The 18070-nt window shown below is 70.4% G+C and carries 18 protein-coding genes; 8 read left to right on the forward strand and 10 right to left on the reverse strand.

The annotated features are described in order from the left end of the window. Positions 1-66: 66 nt before the first annotated feature. Positions 67-435, forward strand: coding sequence for a PadR family transcriptional regulator (locus KGQ19_RS22575; RefSeq protein ID WP_212011212.1), 369 nt, complete (start codon positions 67-69; stop codon positions 433-435). Next, positions 432-1394, forward strand: coding sequence for a hypothetical protein (locus tag KGQ19_RS22580; protein ID WP_212011213.1), 963 nt, complete (start codon positions 432-434; stop codon positions 1392-1394). Before KGQ19_RS22575 ends, KGQ19_RS22580 begins: the two co-directional genes overlap by 4 nt. Positions 1395-1518: 124 nt before the next feature. On the opposite strand, the gene KGQ19_RS22585 is transcribed toward KGQ19_RS22580, so the two are convergent. Together KGQ19_RS22585 and glpX are read right to left on the reverse strand one after the other, a co-directional pair. Further along, positions 1519-3591: an MFS transporter gene (locus KGQ19_RS22585; protein WP_307856478.1), complete on the reverse strand. Its 2073-nt coding sequence runs from the start codon at positions 3589-3591 to the stop codon at positions 1519-1521. 136 nt (positions 3592-3727) lie between these two features. Next, positions 3728-4771, reverse strand: coding sequence for a class II fructose-bisphosphatase (gene glpX, locus KGQ19_RS22590; protein WP_268907922.1), 1044 nt, complete (start codon positions 4769-4771; stop codon positions 3728-3730). Positions 4772-4943: 172 nt separating this feature from the next. Here glpX and KGQ19_RS22595 point away from each other — a divergent pair, with 172 nt between their 5' ends. Continuing rightward, positions 4944-5531 (forward strand): DUF4245 domain-containing protein, encoded by a 588-nt coding sequence (locus KGQ19_RS22595; protein ID WP_212011214.1) that lies wholly within the window; start codon positions 4944-4946, stop codon positions 5529-5531. 77 nt (positions 5532-5608) lie between these two features. On the opposite strand, the gene KGQ19_RS22600 is transcribed toward KGQ19_RS22595, so the two are convergent. Further along, the gene (locus KGQ19_RS22600; RefSeq protein ID WP_194895262.1) at positions 5609-5860 is read right to left on the reverse strand and encodes an exodeoxyribonuclease VII small subunit; all 252 of its coding nucleotides are present in this window, start codon (positions 5858-5860) and stop codon (positions 5609-5611) included. 22 nt (positions 5861-5882) lie between these two features. On the opposite strand from KGQ19_RS22600, the gene KGQ19_RS22605 reads away from it, so the two are divergent. Next, a complete protein-coding gene (locus KGQ19_RS22605) occupies positions 5883-6383 on the forward strand; it encodes a GNAT family N-acetyltransferase (protein WP_212011215.1) in 501 nt (166 codons plus the stop codon). Here the strand turns inward: KGQ19_RS22605 and xseA are convergent. Further along, positions 6361-7617 carry an exodeoxyribonuclease VII large subunit gene (xseA, locus tag KGQ19_RS22610; protein ID WP_212011216.1) on the reverse strand — a complete coding sequence of 419 codons (1257 nt, stop codon included), beginning with the start codon at positions 7615-7617 and terminating at the stop codon, positions 6361-6363. The genes KGQ19_RS22605 and xseA overlap by 23 nt on opposite strands. Before the next feature lie 97 nt (positions 7618-7714). Between xseA and KGQ19_RS22615 the strand changes: the two genes are divergently transcribed. After that, positions 7715-8698: a 4-hydroxy-3-methylbut-2-enyl diphosphate reductase gene (locus tag KGQ19_RS22615; RefSeq protein WP_212011217.1), complete on the forward strand. Its 984-nt coding sequence runs from the start codon at positions 7715-7717 to the stop codon at positions 8696-8698. 33 nt (positions 8699-8731) lie between these two features. Here the strand turns inward: KGQ19_RS22615 and KGQ19_RS22620 are convergent, their stop codons facing one another. From KGQ19_RS22620 to KGQ19_RS22635, 4 genes are all read right to left on the reverse strand, one after another. Then, on the reverse strand, positions 8732-9301 hold the full coding sequence (locus tag KGQ19_RS22620; RefSeq protein ID WP_212011218.1) for a hypothetical protein: 570 nt from the start codon (positions 9299-9301) through the stop codon (positions 8732-8734). 74 nt (positions 9302-9375) lie between these two features. Next, positions 9376-10071: a DUF6542 domain-containing protein gene (locus KGQ19_RS22625; RefSeq protein WP_212011219.1), complete on the reverse strand. Its 696-nt coding sequence runs from the start codon at positions 10069-10071 to the stop codon at positions 9376-9378. Between the two features lie 159 nt (positions 10072-10230). Beyond that, positions 10231-11325, reverse strand: a complete 1095-nt coding sequence (locus KGQ19_RS22630; RefSeq protein ID WP_230419181.1) for a DNA recombination protein RmuC — start codon at positions 11323-11325, stop codon at positions 10231-10233. Between the two features lie 58 nt (positions 11326-11383). Next, positions 11384-12457, reverse strand: a complete 1074-nt coding sequence (locus KGQ19_RS22635; RefSeq protein WP_212011220.1) for an Ig-like domain-containing protein — start codon at positions 12455-12457, stop codon at positions 11384-11386. Positions 12458-12661: 204 nt separating this feature from the next. On the opposite strand from KGQ19_RS22635, the gene ychF reads away from it, so the two are divergent. The 3 genes from ychF (at position 12662) to KGQ19_RS22650 (ending at position 14521) form a co-directional block, all read left to right on the forward strand. Beyond that, the gene (ychF, locus tag KGQ19_RS22640; RefSeq protein WP_212011221.1) at positions 12662-13735 is read left to right on the forward strand and encodes a redox-regulated ATPase YchF; all 1074 of its coding nucleotides are present in this window, start codon (positions 12662-12664) and stop codon (positions 13733-13735) included. Between the two features lie 144 nt (positions 13736-13879). Next, positions 13880-14101, forward strand: a complete 222-nt coding sequence (locus KGQ19_RS22645; RefSeq protein WP_212011222.1) for a ribbon-helix-helix protein, CopG family — start codon at positions 13880-13882, stop codon at positions 14099-14101. 21 nt (positions 14102-14122) lie between these two features. Then, the gene (locus tag KGQ19_RS22650; RefSeq protein WP_212011223.1) at positions 14123-14521 is read left to right on the forward strand and encodes a type II toxin-antitoxin system death-on-curing family toxin; all 399 of its coding nucleotides are present in this window, start codon (positions 14123-14125) and stop codon (positions 14519-14521) included. Positions 14522-14584: 63 nt separating this feature from the next. Here KGQ19_RS22650 and KGQ19_RS22655 read toward each other — a convergent pair whose 3' ends face one another. Beyond that, a complete protein-coding gene (locus KGQ19_RS22655) occupies positions 14585-16573 on the reverse strand; it encodes a cell wall-binding repeat-containing protein (RefSeq protein ID WP_212011224.1) in 1989 nt (662 codons plus the stop codon). Between the two features lie 81 nt (positions 16574-16654). Then, positions 16655-17992: an MFS transporter gene (locus KGQ19_RS22660; protein WP_212011225.1), complete on the reverse strand. Its 1338-nt coding sequence runs from the start codon at positions 17990-17992 to the stop codon at positions 16655-16657. Positions 17993-18070 lie beyond the last annotated feature (78 nt).

Below are 18070 nucleotides of genomic sequence, written 5' to 3' on the forward strand. Positions count from 1 at the left end.
TGCGTAGCACCGACGAACCTGGTTCAACTCTTGCGTAATATCTCGCGGGCCGATATATATCAGGGCATGATAATCAGGGGGAAGACCGAACCCGTCTTCCTGATCCTCACCGCCCTGGCCGACGAGCCTCGCCACGGCTACGGCATCATCCAGGAGGTCCGCCGCGTGACGGACGGCCGTGTCGACCTGCGCGTCGGCACGCTCTACGGAGCCCTGGACCGCCTCGCCGCGGAGGGGCTGGTCGAAAAGCACGGCGACGCGGTCGAGTCCGGCCGTCTGCGCCGGTACTTCCGGCTGACGGAAACCGGCGCGCAGGCGCTCGCGGCGGAGGCGAGCCGGATGGCCGCGGACGCGGCGGTGGCGATGGAACGGCTCAAGAAGTTCACCGCCCCGGCGCGGTCCGCCGGACTCGACATAGCGGGGGGACTGGCGTGACGACGTTGGAACAGCGGTATGCCAGGATTCTCCGGCTCCTGCCCAAGACGTACCAGGACGATCGTGCCGAAGTGATGCTGACGGCGCTCATGGACGCGGCCGATCCGGGACAGACGCGTCCCAGTCTGCGCGAGACGCTGTCGATACTGGTGCTCGCCGTCCGACTCCGCATCGCTCCACGCCCCGCGAGTGCCGGCTCCGGGCTCGTCGGGCAGGTCCTGCGCCGTGCGGTGCTCGTCGGCCTCGTGGCGGAGTGCATCGACGCGGTCCACTGGGATTTCTTCTCCAGCAGCGGCTGGGGCCGGGGCGGGGGCGAACCGTGGTTTGCCCCCTTGGAACCGCTGCTGCTTCCCGCAGTCATCCTCGTCTTGCTTCTCCTGGGCGGGCGACGACTGGGCCGCGCGCTGTGCGGGCTGGTCCTGCTGGTGCTCGTCTACCAGGAGCTGACGGCTGCTAGCTTCTACGGACCCTGGTACCTGTTTGACCTGATCACCACGTTCGCCTCTACCGGCTACACATACAACATCCTGCTGATGCTCTGCGCGATCGTGGCCTTCCGTTCCGGCACGCCTGCGCTGACCGGCCGACGTTGGTGGTTCGCCGCGTGGATCGGCGGGTCGATCGCGGTGGGCGTCGCGGCGCGCCAGCCGGGTGGTTCGGCCGCGATGACCGCTGTGTTCGCGGTCGGCTTCTGGGCGATGGCCGTCTGGAGCGTAAGCCGGGCCCGGGTTTCGCCGGTCTGGCCGCTCGCGCTCCTCGTCGTCGTCGAGCAGACGCTGAGGCTGGCCTTCGTCATGCCTGGTGAAGATGTCGGGGAGGTCCTCCGGTTCCAGGGCATCACCGGGCCGGCCCTGGCCGCCGAGGCAGTCCTCGCGATTTCGGCGCTGGCGTCACTGCTGTTCGCCTATACAGATCGCCGCTCCCGGCAGCGCCACGTCCTGCCCGACGCGGTGGCCTGACCTGCCGGCCCCAGACAGTCCGCGGCCGTCGGGGATCGCTGTGGCCTTCGACATTTCCGTAGGCGGGCGGGAAGAAGGTGTTCGGCGCTCCGGCAAGCCGAATCCCGGCTGAACCGGTCCCACCTCAAAGATCCACCGGCGCCTTGCCCGCGCCGTCGCCCGCCCACAGCCGGCGGTCCTCCTGATCCAGCGAGGAGTCGGCGAGCTGGCGCAGCATGTTCAGTAGTTCCGCGTGCTGGTCCGGCGACCAGCCGTCCAGTTGGTCGGTGAGGATCGCGCGGCGGGCGGCGCTCAGGGCGTCGACGGCGGCGTCGCCGGCCTCGGTGATCACGATCGTCTGGTTCGGCGGCGTGCCCTGGATGGCGGCGCGGCCGTTCGCGACCAGGGCGTCCAGGTGCGGGCGGATCTCGGCCATCGAGAGGTTCAGGCGGGCCGGGGCGTCCTCGATGCGGGTGGGGCCGTGTTGCTTCAGCCGGAACAGGCCGTAGGCCTCGGGGACCGAGATGTCGATGCCGGACTTGGCGATGGTCTGCGCATAGCGGTCCTTGACGTTCTGCCGGCTCGACAGTCGGGTCAGCGCGCGTTCCAGTTCGTCGATCGACGTGCGCTGGGTCGGGCCGGTGGCCGCCTCGGCCGCTCCGGTGCCGCGGGTCGTGGTGCGCAGCGGGACCTCGCGCAGGAACAGGGCGAGCAGGAAAGCCAGGATGCACAAGGGGATCGCGTAGACGAAGACGTAGTGCAGCGCGTGCGCGTAGGTGTGCAGGAACGGCTGGGTCTCCGACTTCGGGTACTGCTTGATGATCTTCGGGTCCTCGATCGCCTTCTGGAACGGGAAGGCCGGGTTGATCTTCCCGCCCGCGACGGCGGTCTTGAGCTCGGCGGTCAGCTTGTTGTTGAAGATGGTGCCGAACAGCGAGGCCCCGAACGCGCCGCCGATCGAGCGGAAGAACGTCACCGCGCTGGTGGCCGTGCCCAGTTCCTCGTAGTCGACGTTGTTCTGCACCGCGATGATCAGGACCTGCATCACCAGGCCCAGGCCCAGGCCGAAGACCAGCATCGCGACCGCGTTGGAGGCCGTGGACGTGGTGTCGGTCATCCGGGACAGCAGCCAGGCGCCGACCGACATCACCGCCGTGCCGACGATCGGGAAGATCTTGTAGCGGCCGGTCCGGCTGATCAGCTGCCCCGAGACGATCGAGGCGAACAGCAGACCGGCCATCAGGGGCAGCAGCTGGAGACCGGACAGGGTCGGCGAAGCGCCGTGCACGATCTGTTGGTAGAGCGGCAGGAACGTGAGGCTGCCGAACATACATAGACCGACCACGAAACCGATGGTGCTGCACATCGCGAACACCCGGTTCTTGAACAGGTGCAACGGAAGCACCGGCTCCTTGGCGCGTCTCTCCGCGTAGAACCACGCGATCAGGAGCACCAACGCCAGCGCTCCGCATCCGTACACCTGCCACGAACTCCAGGCCCACGTGCTGCCCCCGAAGCTGGTGATCAGGATCAGGGAGCTGGCCGCCGCGGCGATCAGGAACGTGCCGAGGTAGTCGATCACCGGCTTGCGGTGCGCGGTGTGGGTGCGCAGCCCGATGGCGACCACGACCAGCGCGATCGCGCCGACCGGCAGGTTGACGTAGAACACCCAGCGCCAGCTGAGGTTGTCCACGAAGAAGCCGCCGATCAGCGGGCCGATCACGCTCGCGACGCCGAACACCGCGCCGACCACGCCCTGGTACTTGCCGCGGTCGCGGGGCGGGACGACGTCGGCGATCAGCGCCATCGCCAGCACCATCAGCCCGCCGCCGCCGACGCCCTGCAGCGCCCGCGAGGCGATCAGCTCGCCCATGTTCTGCGACAGCCCGCACAGCGCCGAGCCGATCAGGAAGATGACGATCGCGGTCTGGAAGACCCGCTTGCGGCCGAACTGGTCGCCGAGCTTGCCCCACAGCGGCGTCAGCGCCGTGGAGGCCAGCAGGTAGGACGTCACCACCCACGAGATGTGGTTGGCGCCGCCGAGGTCGGAGACGATGGTCGGCAGCGCCGTGGAGACGATGGTCTGGTCCAGCGCGGCCAGCAGCATGCCGAGCATGACGCCGGCGAAGACCAGGGCGACCTCGTTCTTCTCGCCGCCGCCGGCGGCCGCCGCGTGCCGGCCGCCGCCGGAGCCGCCTGATATCGACTCTTGACTCACCTCACCAGAGCACCACGGAAACCGCGGGGGTGCCAGGGTGCGTGGCGAATGGGTGAGGCGTATCTCTGTTCGAATGCTGAGGTTCGGTGACCCGGTCCGGACTGGTGGACGGGCTGGTGGCCGGGCTGATGGAAGGCTAGTGGAAGGCCACCGCGCTGTATTGCCGCAGCTTGTCCAGCCGGTGCTCGGAATCGATCATCCGCACCGTCCCGGACTTCGACCGCATCACCAGCGACTGCGTCGTCGCGCCGCCGCTGATGTAGTGCACGCCGCGGACCAGTTCGCCGTCGGTGATGCCGGTGATGGCCACGAAGCAGTTCTCGCCGGAGACCAGGTCGTCGGTGAGCAGTACGCGGTTCAGGTCGTGCCCGGCGTCCAGGGCCCGCTGCCGCTCGGCGTCGTCCTTGGGCCAGAGCCGGCCCTGGATCACGCCGCCCAGGCACTTGATGGCGCAGGCCGAGATGATGCCCTCGGGCGTCCCGCCGACCCCGAGCAACAGGTCCACGCCGGTGCCGGGCCGGGTGGCCATGATGGCGCCGGCCACGTCGCCGTCGGAGATGAACTTGATCCGGGCGCCGGCCTCGCGGATCTCGGCGACCAGCCCGTCGTGCCGGGGCCGGTCCAGCACCACGACGGTGATGTCGGCCGGCTCGCGGCGCTTGGCCCGGGCCACGGCCCGGATGTTCTCGGCCACCGGTGCGGTGATGTCGACGACGTCCGCCGCCTCGGGCCCGGCGACCAGTTTGTCCATGTAGAACACCGCGGACGGGTCGTACATGCTGTGCCGGTCGGCCACCGCGATCACGGCCAGCGCGTTGGGCTGGCCCTTGCCGGTCAGCGTGGTGCCGTCGATCGGGTCCACGGCCACATCGCACTCCGGGCCGGTGCCGTCCCCGACCTCCTCGCCGTTGAACAGCATCGGCGCGTGGTCCTTCTCGCCTTCGCCGATGACCACCACGCCGCGCATCGACACGGTGTTGATCAGCTTGCGCATCGCGTTCACGGCGGCGCCGTCGGCGGCGTTCTTGTCGCCCTTGCCGACCCACCGCCCGGCCGCCATCGCCGCCGCCTCGGTGACCCGGGCCAACTCCAGCGCCAGGTTGCGGTCGGGGGCCTCGGTGTCGGAGGTCGAGGTGTCGGAGGTCGGAGTGTCGTTCGCCTGCGGGACTGCGGCGTTCATGAGTTAAGAAGCTCCTCGAGGAGGGAGACCGCACCGTCGCGGTTCACGAGGGATGTCGAGGGAGATCGTATCGAGGCCGGCGCGCACCCGGTACCGCGAAGTGGCGGGGCTCATGCCAGGCAAATGCCGGGGCGGGCGCAGACCCCAGGGGGACGGATGGGACCATATCCGTATGGCCCGCGTCTCTCCCTTGAAGAAGTCCCTCCGGGACATGCTGCTGTCGATGGCGGTGATCTCCCTGCCGATCATCGCGATCGTCGAGTGGTTCCCGCACGACTCCAAGAACCCCGACGACGCGGCCCAAACGGTCGACTACACGATCCCGCTGGCCCAGGCCCGCCGCGACCCGGACCTGCCGTTCCAGGCCCTGGCACCGGCCACACTGCCGGCCGGCTGGCGCGCCACATCGATCCACGCCGACTTCGACCCCGGCGCGCAACTGCGCTGGGAACTGGGCTTCCAGACCGCCGACGACCAGTACGCCGCCCTGGACCAGGTCGCCGACGGCAAGGGCGTCGACGGCATCCTCAGCGTCCAGGCCCCGGACGCCACCCAGGTGACCGGCGCGGGCGGCACGGTGACCGCGGGCGGCTACCAGTGGCAGGTCTACGTCACGCCGGACGGCAAGCGGCACGCGTTGGTGCGGACCACCGCTCCCGTCGGGACGGCGGCGCCCACGACGCAGGGGAAGGTGGGCGTCGTGGTGTCCGGGACCGGGAAGCTGTCGGAGCTGGAGACGCTTGCGGGGTCTTTGCAGTAGTTCCGGGCAGTGACTCCGGGCAGTAGCTCTGGCCCTAGTCGCCGACTACTCTGCTACTCCCGGCTACTCCCGCGGCGTCAGCCCTCGCCGCCCTCGCCGTTCCCCGCGCCGATCGCGGCGTCCAGCCGGGCCCGGGCTCCGTCCAGCTTCGCCTGGCAGTGCTTGGCCAGCGCCTCGCCGCGCTCCCACGCGGCCAGCGAATCCTCCAACGTGAGCCCGCCGGTCTCCAATCGCCGGACGACGTCCATCAGCTCGTCCCGGGCCTGTTCGTAGCCGAGGTGGGACAGGTCCTGCGGCTCGGCCGCGGTGGGAGTCGTCTCGTTCGCCATGGGTTCAGGATAGTTTCCGGCTGTGACTGGTATCGACGAAGTGCGGGTGCGGCGGGCCGTGCCCGGTGACGAAGAAGAGATCCAGCGGCTGCGGCACCAGATGGCCGCTGCCGTTTTCGGGACGACGCCGCCGGCCGCCGACGAGCCGAACCATGTGGCCGCCGTGAAGAAGGTCCGCGGGTGGCTGGAGGCCGGGGACGAGGCGGGGACCGCGTGCTTCGTCATAGACGCGGCCGACGGCAACGGGCTCGCGACGGCCGGTATCGGGGCGATCGACGAACGGCTGCCGAACCAGCGGAACCCGTCAGGACGCTCCGGCTATATATACGGAATCTGTACTGACGAACGCTATAGGCGGCGCGGCTACTCACGCCTCGTTATGCAGGCGCTCATCGACTGGTACACCGCCCTGGGCATCCCGCGGATAGAGCTCCACGCCAGCGAGTTCGGCGAGTCCCTCTATCTCGACCTCGGTTTCGTCGACCCCGTGGGCCGCGCGCTTACTCGCTGGTCTGCTCTGTAGCATCGGCGGCCGGGACTTCGGCGAACACTTCCGAAACCGCTGCCTCCAACCGTCCGGAGGCGAGGCGGATGTCCAGCATGTCCCCCTGGCCCACTTCCGCCGCCGCCCGCACTGCGTGGCCCGACGGTGCCAGGACGATCGAGTAACCGCGCTCCAGCGTCGCCATCGGAGACAGCGCACGGACCCGGGCCAGGGCGTGCCCGAGGTCGTCCCCGGCGCGATCCAGCCGGTGCCCGACGCTGGACCGGGCCCGCCGGATGAGCTCGTCGAGATCGTTGCGGCGGCCGTCGATCATCGAGTACGGCGAAGCGAGCACCGGCCGCTGCCGGAACGACGCCAGCCCCATGGCCTCGCGTTCCAGTATCCGGGCCACGGAACGCCAGGCATTGCGCCGCAATTCCGAGACCCGGTCCATCTCCTCGGCGACGTCCGGCACGACCCGCTTGGCCGCGTCGGTGGGCGTCGAGGCCCGGAAGTCGGCGACCAGGTCGAGGATCGGCGAGTCCGGCTCGTGGCCGATCGCGGAGACCACCGGGGTCTCACACTCTCCGACCGCCCTGATCAGTGCCTCGTCGGAGAACGGGAGGAGGTCCTCTACAGAGCCGCCGCCGCGGGCGATGATGATGACGTCCACCTCGGGGTCGGCGTCGAGCTGGGCCAGCGCCGGCAGGATCTGCGGGACCGCCTTCGGGCCCTGCACGTCGGTGTTCACCACCCGGAACTGCACTCCCGGCCAGCGGCGCCTGGCGTTCTCCAGGACGTCCCGCTCCGCCGCCGAGGCGCGTCCCGTAATAAGGCCGACGCAATGGGGGAGGAACGGGAGTGGCTTCTTCCGTCGCGGATCGAACAGGCCCTCCGCTTTGAGCTTCGCCTTCAGCATCTCCAGCCGCGCGAGCAGTTCCCCGAGCCCGACCTGCCGGATCTCCTCGCCGCGGATGGAGAACGAGGAGCGCGGAACGTAGAAGTCCGGCTTCCCGTAGACGATGACCCGCGCACCCTCCGTGAGCGGCGGCACGACCGCCTCGAAGACCCGGCGGAACGTGGTGATCTGCACGGATACGTCAGCGGACGGGTCGCGCAGCACCAGGTACACCATCTGTGACCCGGGCCGCTTGTTGATCTGCGCCAGCTGGCCCTCGACCCAGATCGCCCCCAGCCGGGAGATCCACCCGGCCACCGCCTCGGAGACCGCGCGGACGGGGATCGGTTCTTCAGCCGAGGATTGCATCGCCATACAGAGGAGCGTAGTCATCGGCAGTGACGCGGCGCGGACGTGGCGAACTTGTGGAGAGAGCCGATCATGGGCTGCCGGGAGCCGGGGGCCGCCTACCATGGGAACCATGAACGCCTCTGCACCTGAAGACCGCCGCGTCCTCCTCGCCGCGCCCCGCGGCTACTGCGCCGGCGTGGACCGCGCGGTCGTGACCGTGGAGAAGGCGCTGGAGCTCTATGGGGCGCCGGTGTACGTCCGCAAGGAGATCGTGCACAACAAGCACGTCGTGCAGACTCTGCAGAACCGCGGCGCGGTCTTTGTAGAGGAGACTGACGAGGTGCCCGAGGGTGCGACCGTGGTGTTCTCCGCGCACGGCGTGGCGCCGATCGTGCACGAGGAGGCGTCCAGGCGCGGCCTGAAGACCATCGACGCCACATGCCCGCTGGTCACCAAGGTGCACAAGGAGGCCGTGCGGTTCGCCGAGCAGGACTACGACATCCTGCTCATCGGCCACGACGGCCACGAGGAAGTGGTCGGCACCACCGGTGAGGCGCCGGAGCACATCGTGCTGGTCGACGGCCCGGACTCGGTGGCCGGGGTGCAGGTGCGGGACCCGGCGAAGGTGGCATGGCTGTCGCAGACCACGCTGTCGGTGGACGAGACCACCGAGACCGTGGACCGGCTGCGCGCGAAGTTCCCGCTGCTGCTGGACCCGCCGTCCGACGACATCTGCTACGCCACCCAGAACCGGCAGATCGCGGTCAAGCGCATCGCCGCCGACTCGGACCTGGTGATCGTGGTCGGCTCCAAGAACTCCTCGAACTCGGTCCGCCTGGTCGAGGTGGCGCTGGAGGCCGGCGCGGGCGCCGCGCACCTGGTCGACTTCGCCTCGGAGATCAGCGAGGACTGGCTGGCCGGCGTTCGCACGGTCGGCCTGACCTCCGGCGCTTCGGTGCCCGAGGACCTGGTCGAGGGCGTGCTGGACTGGCTGGCCGAGCGCGGGTACGGGACCGTGGAGATCGTCCGCTCGGCCGAGGAGAAGCTGCTGTTCGCGCTGCCGCCGGAGCTGCGCAAGGACATGCGCGAGGGCGGCGAGGCGTAGCCGACGCGAGGGTGGCGTAGCGAAAGAGCGGGACTACCAAGCGGCGCTCGGCGCCACGTCCCGCACGTGTGCGACCAGCGTCTGCCCGCGTCGCGGGCTGCCCCCGGGGAAGTGCGGCTTACGACAGCTGCGGCAGCACGGCGAGCGTTCCCCGGTGTCGTCGAAGACCCACGTCCGGTGCCGCAGCCCTAGAGCGGAACTGCGGTGCTCCTCCAGGAGCAGCGGTCTGGAGAGCTGCGTGGCGATCCAGTCCGCCGCGCGCCCGGCCATCTCCTCCGGCGAGGCCTCCGGGTCCTGCACGTAGATGTAGCCCGGCGCGTCCGGGGCGTAGTCGTCCCAGATCGAGCAGTCGTCACCCCAGTAGCCGCCGAACTCCCCGCCGGCCAGCCGCAGCTGGAGGCCGAAGGGGTCGGCTTCGGGGACGGTGAGCACGGCCAGCACCGAGGGTCCGGCCAGCGCCAGGGCCCAGGAGTCGAAGGCGATCACGCCGAGCGGGCCCCAGGTCAGGGCCGAGCGCCGGAGTCCGGCCAGGAAGCGGCGGCCGTAGTCGTCGAGGGCGAAACGGCCGCCGGGGTCGATCTCGAACCAGATCTCGCCGTTCATGTCCCGCCGTTCTAGCCGTCTCAGCCGTCCTAGCCGACTTACCAGTCCTGGCCGTCTCGCCCGTCTCGCCGGTCCTAGTCGTTCAGCCGTGATCGCTGCTTGGTCGCGTACCGCATGCCTACCCAGCGGATCGCGATCAGCGCCGCGGCCAACGCCGTACCGAGGAACAGCGGCCGGGGTTTGACCGCCAGCAGCGCGCCGAGCGAGGTGGCCTGGCCGACCAGCCCGTGCCCGGCCTGCATCACCCCGAACTGCACCGCGGTCAGCAGCCCCACGCAGTACGCCAGCGGCGGGACGATGACCCCGGCCAGCAGATCGCGCCGCCGGACCAGGGTCGCGGCGTGGAAGGACGCGGCGATGAAGACCAGGTCGAAGAACCAGTGCACGTCACCGGTCACCATCGCCTCGAGCACCGCGGCGGCCACGGTCGGGCCGGTGACCGTGAGCAGCACGCCCCAGGCGGTCAGCGCCTGCCGCTGCTGCTTCGGACGGGGCCGGGCGGGCTGCGCGGTACGGCCTCCGGCGCCGGTGCCGGCGGCGACGCCGGCGCCCGACCGGGCCGACCCGGGCTGCACGCGCGGCCGGGCGGTGCGAGCCGCCGTCCCGGGCCGGTCGCCCGGACGCGGCCGGGCCTGGGCCCGGGTGGGGCCCGTAGAGCGGAAGTCCAGCGGCGCGGCCATCCGCTCCCGGCGCAGCGCGTCGCGATCGCGCCGGGTCTGCGGGACCCCGGCGGCCGGACGGGGCGCGAGGCGGCTGGCTCCTTCGTTCACAGATCCGAACCTACGACGCGATCGCGTGCAATTCGGGTAACGAAACGCCGCCCGCGCTCGGTGCGCAGGTCGGGGCGGTGGTCGGGTTCCGGGCGGCGGCGTGTCGCGGTGAGTACGTATTTTGTTATCACTTGCCGGCGGCCGCGATCGCTGCCCGGACTAGTCCGCCAAAGTCCGCGGCTGCAACTCCACCTGGGCCGGCACCGCCAACTCCTCGTCGACCAGGCCGAGCTCGTTGAGGCGGCGCGCGGTGACCAGGACCCGGGTCTCCAACGAGCCCACGGACTGGTTATAGGCGGCGACCGCGGAGTTCAGCCCCTTGCCGACCCGGTCCAGGTGCCCGCTCATGGTGTTCAGCCGCGCGTAGAGCTCCCGGCCGAGTTCGAACACCTGCCGCGCGTTCGCCGCCAGCGAGTCCTGGGTCCAGGCGTAGGCGACGGTGCGCAGCAGGGCGATCAGCGTGGTCGGGGTGGCGATCACCACCCGGCGCGTGGCGGCGTGCTCCAGGAGTTCGGGATCGATATCCACAGCCTGTGAAAGAAAAGCTTCGCCGGGTACGAACAGCACCACGAACTCCGGTGTCGGGCGGCCGCTGGCGCCGAGCGCGCGCCAGTAGGCCTTCGAGGCCAGCTGGTCCACGTGCGAGCGCAGGTGCTTGGCGTGCGCCACCAGGAACTGCTGCCGGTCGGCCTCGTCCGTGGCCTCCGCGGCGTCCAGATACGCGGCCAGCGGGGTCTTGGCGTCCACCACCACGTACTTGTCCCCGGCCAGGCGCACCACCAGGTCCGGCCGCAGCATGCCCTCCGAGCCGGTGGCGCCGTAGGAGCCGGGCAGCACGGTCTGGGTCTCGAAGTCACAGCGGTCGACCATGCCGGCCAGCTCCACCGCGCGCCGCAGGTGCATCTCACCCCACTGGCCGCGCACTTCCGGCCGCCGCAGTGCGGTGACCAGGGCCGCGGTCTGAGTGCCGAGCGTGCCGGCGGCGTTCCGGACGTCGTCGATCTGCTGGGCCAGCGCCGCCTGCGAGGCGGCGCGGCTCCGCTCGATCTCGCGCAGCCGGTCGTCGAGCCGGGACAGCGACTCGTTGATCGGCCGGCCCGCGGCGTCGAACTGCGAGCCGGCCAGCGCCAGCAGCCGGTCCGCGGACTGGTCCAGCGCCTGCGAGTTCACCGTCAGACGCCGGGACCGCTCCCACAGGACGCCGAGCAGCACGCCGAACGCAATACCGATCACCAGCAGCAGCACAGGCATCATGGGTCCATATTGTCCCCTGCGGCACGCCGGTGCGTCGGGAGTGCGTGCCGGGAGTGCGCTATTCCTTCCGTGCCCTGCGCGTCGCGACCGTCAGCACGACTCCGGCGCCGAGCAGGGCCACGGCCGCCGCGGCGTCGTCGCCCAGACCGCTCGGCACCCCGGTCATCGGCAGCATCCTGGCCACCTTCACGTCGAAGCTCCGGACCAGGACCTTGCCGTCGCCCGTCTCGATGCGCAGCGTGAAGGTGTCGGTGCCGACGAAGCCCGGCCGCGGGGTGTAGGTGACGGTGCAGTCGCCGTGCGCCGTGATCTTCCCGTGCTCGGCACCGCTGATCAGGTCGATGTTCTTCGAGACGCCGCTGCACACCGGGATCACGACGCTCTGCCCGGGCGGGGTGAGGACCGGCGGCTGGGCCGGGAGCTTGCGCGCGGCCGGCGGCTGGTCGAGGGCGGCCAGCCAGAACTGGTAGGCCGGGATGCCGGTCTGCACCACGGAGTAGAGCTCCAGGGTCGTGATCCGCGCGGTCGGCCGGAACCAGCCCGAGGCGCCGTTGGTGTCGGCGACGTTGCCGACCAGGTAGGCGCTCCCCGGATCCCAGTTCGGCTCGTCGGTGCTCGGCGTGCCGCCGCAGGAGCTGGGCAGCGGCGTGCCCTGGCAGTAGTTGAACGAGCCCTGGAAACCGAGTGCGGAGGTGGGGACCTGGTCGCCGGCGGCGTCGTAGGCGTTGACGCGGACCTTCTCGGCGTCCACGTCGCCGAGCGCGAAGCCCCAGCTGCCCGGGACCAGCGGGCGGTCGAAGTGCAGCACGGTGGTCGAGGGGTTCAGGCCCTTGGCCGAGCGCAGCAGCGCGTAGGGCTTGCCCTGGGAGCTGCCGAAGACCTGGGCGAAGGGGGTCGAGCCGTTGAGGAACGCGCTCTGCCCCGAGGCCTGTGACGGCGCCGTGCTGTCCGTGGTGATCTGCGTGGGCGGGAAGTTGACCGCCGGATCGGTGACGCTCTCGCCGGCGAAGTCGAAGCTCGCGTAGTACGAGTGCCCGGCGGCCAGGGCGGCCGGGGCCGTGGCGGCCAGGGCGAGCCCGGCCGCACCGCAGGCCAGGGCGGCCCTCTTGATTCCGATGCGGGTGTTCCGCACGCTGACCTCCGGCATTCGTTGCGCTGATCGCGGACGCGCCCGAGCCTGGCGTGACCGGCTCCGGCGGCGGCGGAAGCGGCGATCGGGGTGGGGTGAGTCCCCTCGATCGGCGTAGCGCCCCGCGCGGGCTGCGATACTGGAGGGCGGGCCGCGTCCGGCCCCGCTCTGCATCCCCGTACGCGACGTCGATAGGACAGTTGGACAATGGCGCTCACCATCGGAATCGTCGGACTCCCGAACGTGGGCAAGTCGACCTTGTTCAACGCGCTGACCAAGAACGACGTGCTCGCCGCGAACTACCCGTTCGCCACCATCGAGGCGAACGAGGGCGTGGTCGGCGTCCCGGACCCGCGCCTGGCCAAGCTCGCAGAGCTCTACGCCTCGCAGAAGGTGGTCCCGGCCACGGTGACCTTCGTCGACATCGCCGGCATCGTCCGCGGCGCCAGCGACGGCCAGGGCCTGGGCAACAAGTTCCTGGCCAACATCCGCGAGGCCGACGCGATCTGCCAGGTGATCCGGGTCTTCACCGACCCCAACGTGGTCCACGTCGACGGCAAGGTCTCCCCGGCCGACGACATCGAGACCATCAACACCGAGCTGATCCTGGCCGACCTGCAGACGATCGACAAGGCCCTGCCGCGCCTGCAGAAGGAAGCGCGGATGAAGAAGGAGACGGCCGCCACGGTCGCCGCCGTCGAGGAGGCCAAGAAGATCCTGGACTCCGGCAAGACCGCCTTCGCCGCCCGCCTGGACCCCGAGCCGCTGCGCGAACTGCACTTGCTGACCGCCAAGCCGTTCCTGTACGTCTTCAACGTCGACGAGGACGAACTCACCAACGACGCGCTGAAGGACGAGATGCGCGCCCTGGTGGCCCCGGCCGAGGCGATCTTCCTGGACGCGAAGATCGAGCACGAGCTGATGGAACTCCCCGACGACGAGGCGCTGGAACTGCTGCAGGGCATGGGCCAGGACGAGTCGGGCCTGAACCAGCTGGCGCGCGTCGGCTTCGAGACGCTGGGCCTGCAGACCTACCTGACAGCCGGCCCGAAGGAATCACGCGCCTGGACCATCCGCAAGGGCGCGACCGCCCCCGAGGCCGCCGGCGTGATCCACACCGACTTCCAGCGCGGCTTCATCAAGGCCGAGATCGTGTCCTTCGACGACCTCGTCGAGTGCGGCTCGGTGGCCGAGGCGCGGTCGCGGGGGAAGGCGCGGATCGAGGGGAAGGAGTATGTGATGGCTGACGGGGATGTGGTGGACTTCCGGTTCAACGTGTAGTCCAGTCGTTACTGAGAGTGGTTGTCCCTGTCAAGCGCGCAGGTCGTGGGATGAACGGGAGGGGAGCTGGCCGACGCGCGCACTCTGGTGCAATGCACCGTGGTGCGGTATCGTATTGGAAGCAGCTCCACCGGAGGGAGAACCATGAGCAGCACCGAAACCCGCGCCTTTACTGTACGTGTCCCCGCAGAACAGGCTGAAGCGCTGGAGCTGATTGCCAAGACCGACGGTATCTCGGTCGCCGAGGAGGTCCGGGGCGCCCTGTTGGAGCGCATCGAGGCCCGTAAGGCCGATCCTGAGTTCATGGCGTTGGTGAAGGCCACTGTTGAGCGCAGTCAGGCGGCTCTGGACCTGCTGGCCGAGTAAGCGACCCAGTACAACGTGAACATGTGGTACCCGCGTTTGGAGGACCTGCTCGTCATCGGCGAGCAGGTCCTCGGCGTTCCCGCCAAAGATCTTGCCAAGGTGATCGACGTCGCCCTGGCCGATTCCGCCTTGGCATCGCCTGCCGCGAGTTTCGGCGGTCACGAGTTCTACCCCGATCCCATCGTCAAGGCAGCCGTGCTGTGTTCGCACCTGTCCAAGAACCATGCGATGCCAGATGGCAACAAGCGGCTCGCTTATGTGTCCATGACGGTGTTCCTTCAGGTGAACGGCTATGCGTGGGCTGAGCCCGACCCGGCTGACGTTGACAGGATGATCCGTACCGTTACCGCTGGGGATCTGGACGACGACGTGATGATGGGCGGGTTCGTAGCCTGGATTCGAGAGCATGCCACCGCATGAGCATCCGGTGCTGGGTGGCCGTCGTTGACAGCGACGGCCACCCGAGCTCGTAAGCAGGACCGCCTACTCCGGAATGCTCGCCGGGTCAGTGGCCATCACGAATCCCGCCGGGCCGGACAGTGTGTCCCCGAGCTGTGCGTCGACCGTGGACGAGAGGGCGTCGGGGCCGCCGAAGACCAGGGCGCTGTCGATGGTGCCGGCGTTGGCCCAGACCCACTGTTGTTCCTCGGGGCTCAGGCCGGTCTTGGGGTTCACCAGGAGCATCGGGCCCGGCAGGTTGGACATGGCCGCGCCGCCGGCCAGGGAGTCCGGCCAGTTGGTCGCGGTGGCGACGCCGAGGTAGACGCGGCCGGGATCGGTGGGGGTGGCGCCGAAGAATTCGCGGGCGACCAGGAATGAGGTCTCGTAGCGGTCGGTGCCGGCCAGCGGGACGGTTTCGGCGCCGGCGGGTCCGTGCGGCCACAGCTTCGCGGCCGCGGCCTTGGCCTGGCCGCCGACCGCGTAGAAGGTCGCGGGGCCGGCGCTGGTGGGGGCCGCCACCGACTTCAGGAAGGCCGCGGTGGCGGCGGGCATCGCCTGGTCGTCGGTGAGCAGGATCGGGTCGCCGGTCGCGCTGGCGGACAGGGCGTCGGCGAAGTTCTCGCCGGTGGCGACCACGAACTTCCTGCCGTACGGGCGCACCGCGAGGTCGGCCCGGGCGATGTCAACGGCGGTCGCGAAGCGGTCCGGGCCGCCCAGGCGGCGCACGGGGTAGCCGAGGGCGGCCACGGCCTTCTCGACGGCCGGCGAGAGCGCCTGCGGGCCGCCGAGGAGGGTCACGACCGGGAGGTTGGGGCCCTGTGCCGGTCCCAGGACCCTGATGATCTCGGCCCGGACCGCCGCGTCGAGCGTGTTCGACGGGGTCAGCAGCAGCGGGGCGTTCTTGGCCAGGACGCTGCCGGCCAGGGCGTCGGCGTACTGGTCGGAGCGGGCCAGCAGCAGACCGGACGGGCGGCTGGCGGGCGTGCCCGGGTCGGGGAACTCGGCCTGGGAGACGGCCACCGCGGTGCCGGTCCGGTCCGGGCCGGCCAGCCGGGTCACGTGGGTGACGGCCTCCGGCCGGTAGGCGGGGACGCCGGGGCGGGTCGCCTCGATCGTCGCGGCGCCGCCGGTCACCGGGACCGACTCGACGTCCTTCGGGACGTCCGGGGCGCCGCTGCGGACGTCCAGCGCCTCATACGTGATCTTGTCGCCGTCCGGGGAGAAGGTCGGATGCTGCTTGTGCACGCTGATGTCGGTGGTGAGGATCCTCGGCTGCGAGGGCTTGAACGGGTCGCTCACGTCGACCACGGCGATCTGCTCGTCCGGGGTGATGAAGGCCACTGTCCTGCCGTCCGGGCCGACCGTGGGCTGCGTCCCGTCTGCGATCTTGTACTGCTGGCCCGGGGAGGCGTTGAGCAGGGACCGGATCTCCGGTGTCGATCCGCCGACCGGGGTCTCCTGGAAGACGTAGTTCGGGATGATGTTCCGGCCCGGCGCGGTCCGGTCCGGGATGTACACCGCGTCCGGGGCCGAGTACGACCCGCCGTCGTTCATGTCCCGGGCGTCGACGATCACCGAGCCGTCGCCGCCGCCGGAGGCGCTGTCGCCGTAGCCGTCGGACTCGGCGACCTTGATCGCGCCGGTGTGGCCGCCGACCGATTCGGCGAACGCGACGCCGAGGCCGTCGCCGCTCCAGGTCGGGCCGGAGATGACGATGCCCGGCCCGCCGTGCGCCAGGACCCGCGTCCCGGTTCCGTCCGGCAGCGCGGAGACCAGGTCCCCGGCGCCGTCCACGAAGGCCAGCCGGCTCCCGTCGGGCGCCCAGGTCGCATCGGTGACGGTGGTCGGAAAGGTGACGGGCCGGCCGGCGACCAGCACGGTCGAGGTGCCGTCACTGATCGTCAGCATGCTGCCGGCCGGGCCGGGGTTGACGGCGTGCGCGCTGGGCGCGGCCAGCCCGAAGGCCGGCAGCAGCGCGGACGACAGGATCGCGGACAGCGCGAGTGAACGCCGCCTTGGGTGCTTTGGCATGGACTCTCCCCAAGAACCATGAAATGTCCCGGAAATCGGGACTCGAATGGTGGGACCAGCGAGCCCTGATAAAGGTTGCCCTCAGCTCCGCCCGGCCGACCGGTGGTCCATCGCGGGCCCGAGCGCGGCGATGCCGATGATGGCGGCCGCTCCCGCGCCGAGTGCGCTCCACCACAGGAACGCCGGGCCGACGAGGGTGTAGACGGTGGTGCCGGCGGTGAGGGCCAGGAAGCGTGCCACGCCCCAGGTCCAGCTGAACGCACCCTGGTAGCGGCCTCGGGCGTCGGCGGGTGCGAGGTCGGCGATGAGGGCGCCGGGGATGCCGCCGACGGCGACCTCGCCGAGGGACCAGACGACGACGGTGGCCGCGTACATGGCCGGGCTGTGCGCGATGCCGGTGAGGGCGATGCCGAGCGCTATCAGGGTGCTGGCAACGAGGTAGACGGGCGTGCGGGGGAACCGGGCGAGGATCGTGGTGGCGACGGGCTGGAGCGCCACGATCAGGCCGGCGTTGACGACGGCGACCAGGCCCATGACCGAGGGCGATAGGCCGTCGGTGCGGATGCCCAGGGGGAGCGCGCTCTCGGTGAGGGAGTAGATGAAGAGTTGGACGCCCAGGAGCGGGAGGAGCTTGCGAACCAGGCGGTCGCGGAGGACGACGCCGTAACCGGAGCTGGAAGTACTGGAAGTACTGGAAGTACTGGAAGAACTGGAGGAATCCTCCGAAGCCGCTACCGCAACAGGTTCGGCTTCCGGGATCGCATCAGCCTCCTGAGAAGCGTTGCCGGGCAGTAGTACCGCCACGATCACCGCATACCCCAGCGAAGTCCCCGCATCGATGGCGAACAGCATCCAATACCCATGCGCCGCGAGATACCCGCCCAACACCCCCGCGACCGCCGTCCCGATGTTCACCGCCCACCCGATCAGCGCGAACGCCTCGCGCCGCCGCGCCGGCCCGACGCTGTCGGCCAGTGTCGCCGACGCGGCCGGCGACACCATCGTCGCCGTCGCGCTCAGCGTGATCGCGGCCAGGGCCATGGTCGCCACGTTCGGCGCCGCGAACAGCGCCCCCTGCGCCGCGGCCGTGCCGAGCAGGCCGGTCAGCATGGTCAGCTTGCGGCTGCCGCGGTCGGCGAGCCAGCCGCCGACCGCCGGGCCGACCAGGTTGCCGGCGCCGAGCGCGCCGAGGACGTAAGGGGTCTGCGACGAGGGGATGCCGCGGGAGCCGAGGAAGAACACCAGGAAGGGGCCGACCAGGAAGCCGATCCGGTTGACGACGGTGCCGGCGAACACGATCCAGATCGGCCGGGGGAAGCCGGCGAAGGCGGACAGCGGATTGCCGGGCCGTCCCGGGCGGGAACGTCGGGTGACGGCCGGCTCGCCGCACTGCGCGGGGCGGATGCTCGTGGTGGTCATGGCGCTCAGAGTGGCGGCGGGCCGCGATCATGCGACAATGATTCGGTCTCGCCCGAATCGAGGGGCGGGGGGTGGCGG

Origin of the sequence: Catenulispora pinistramenti (assembly GCF_018274385.1) — a bacterium.
In the GTDB taxonomy this organism is placed as follows: Bacteria; Actinomycetota; Actinomycetes; order Streptomycetales; family Catenulisporaceae; genus Catenulispora; species Catenulispora pinistramenti.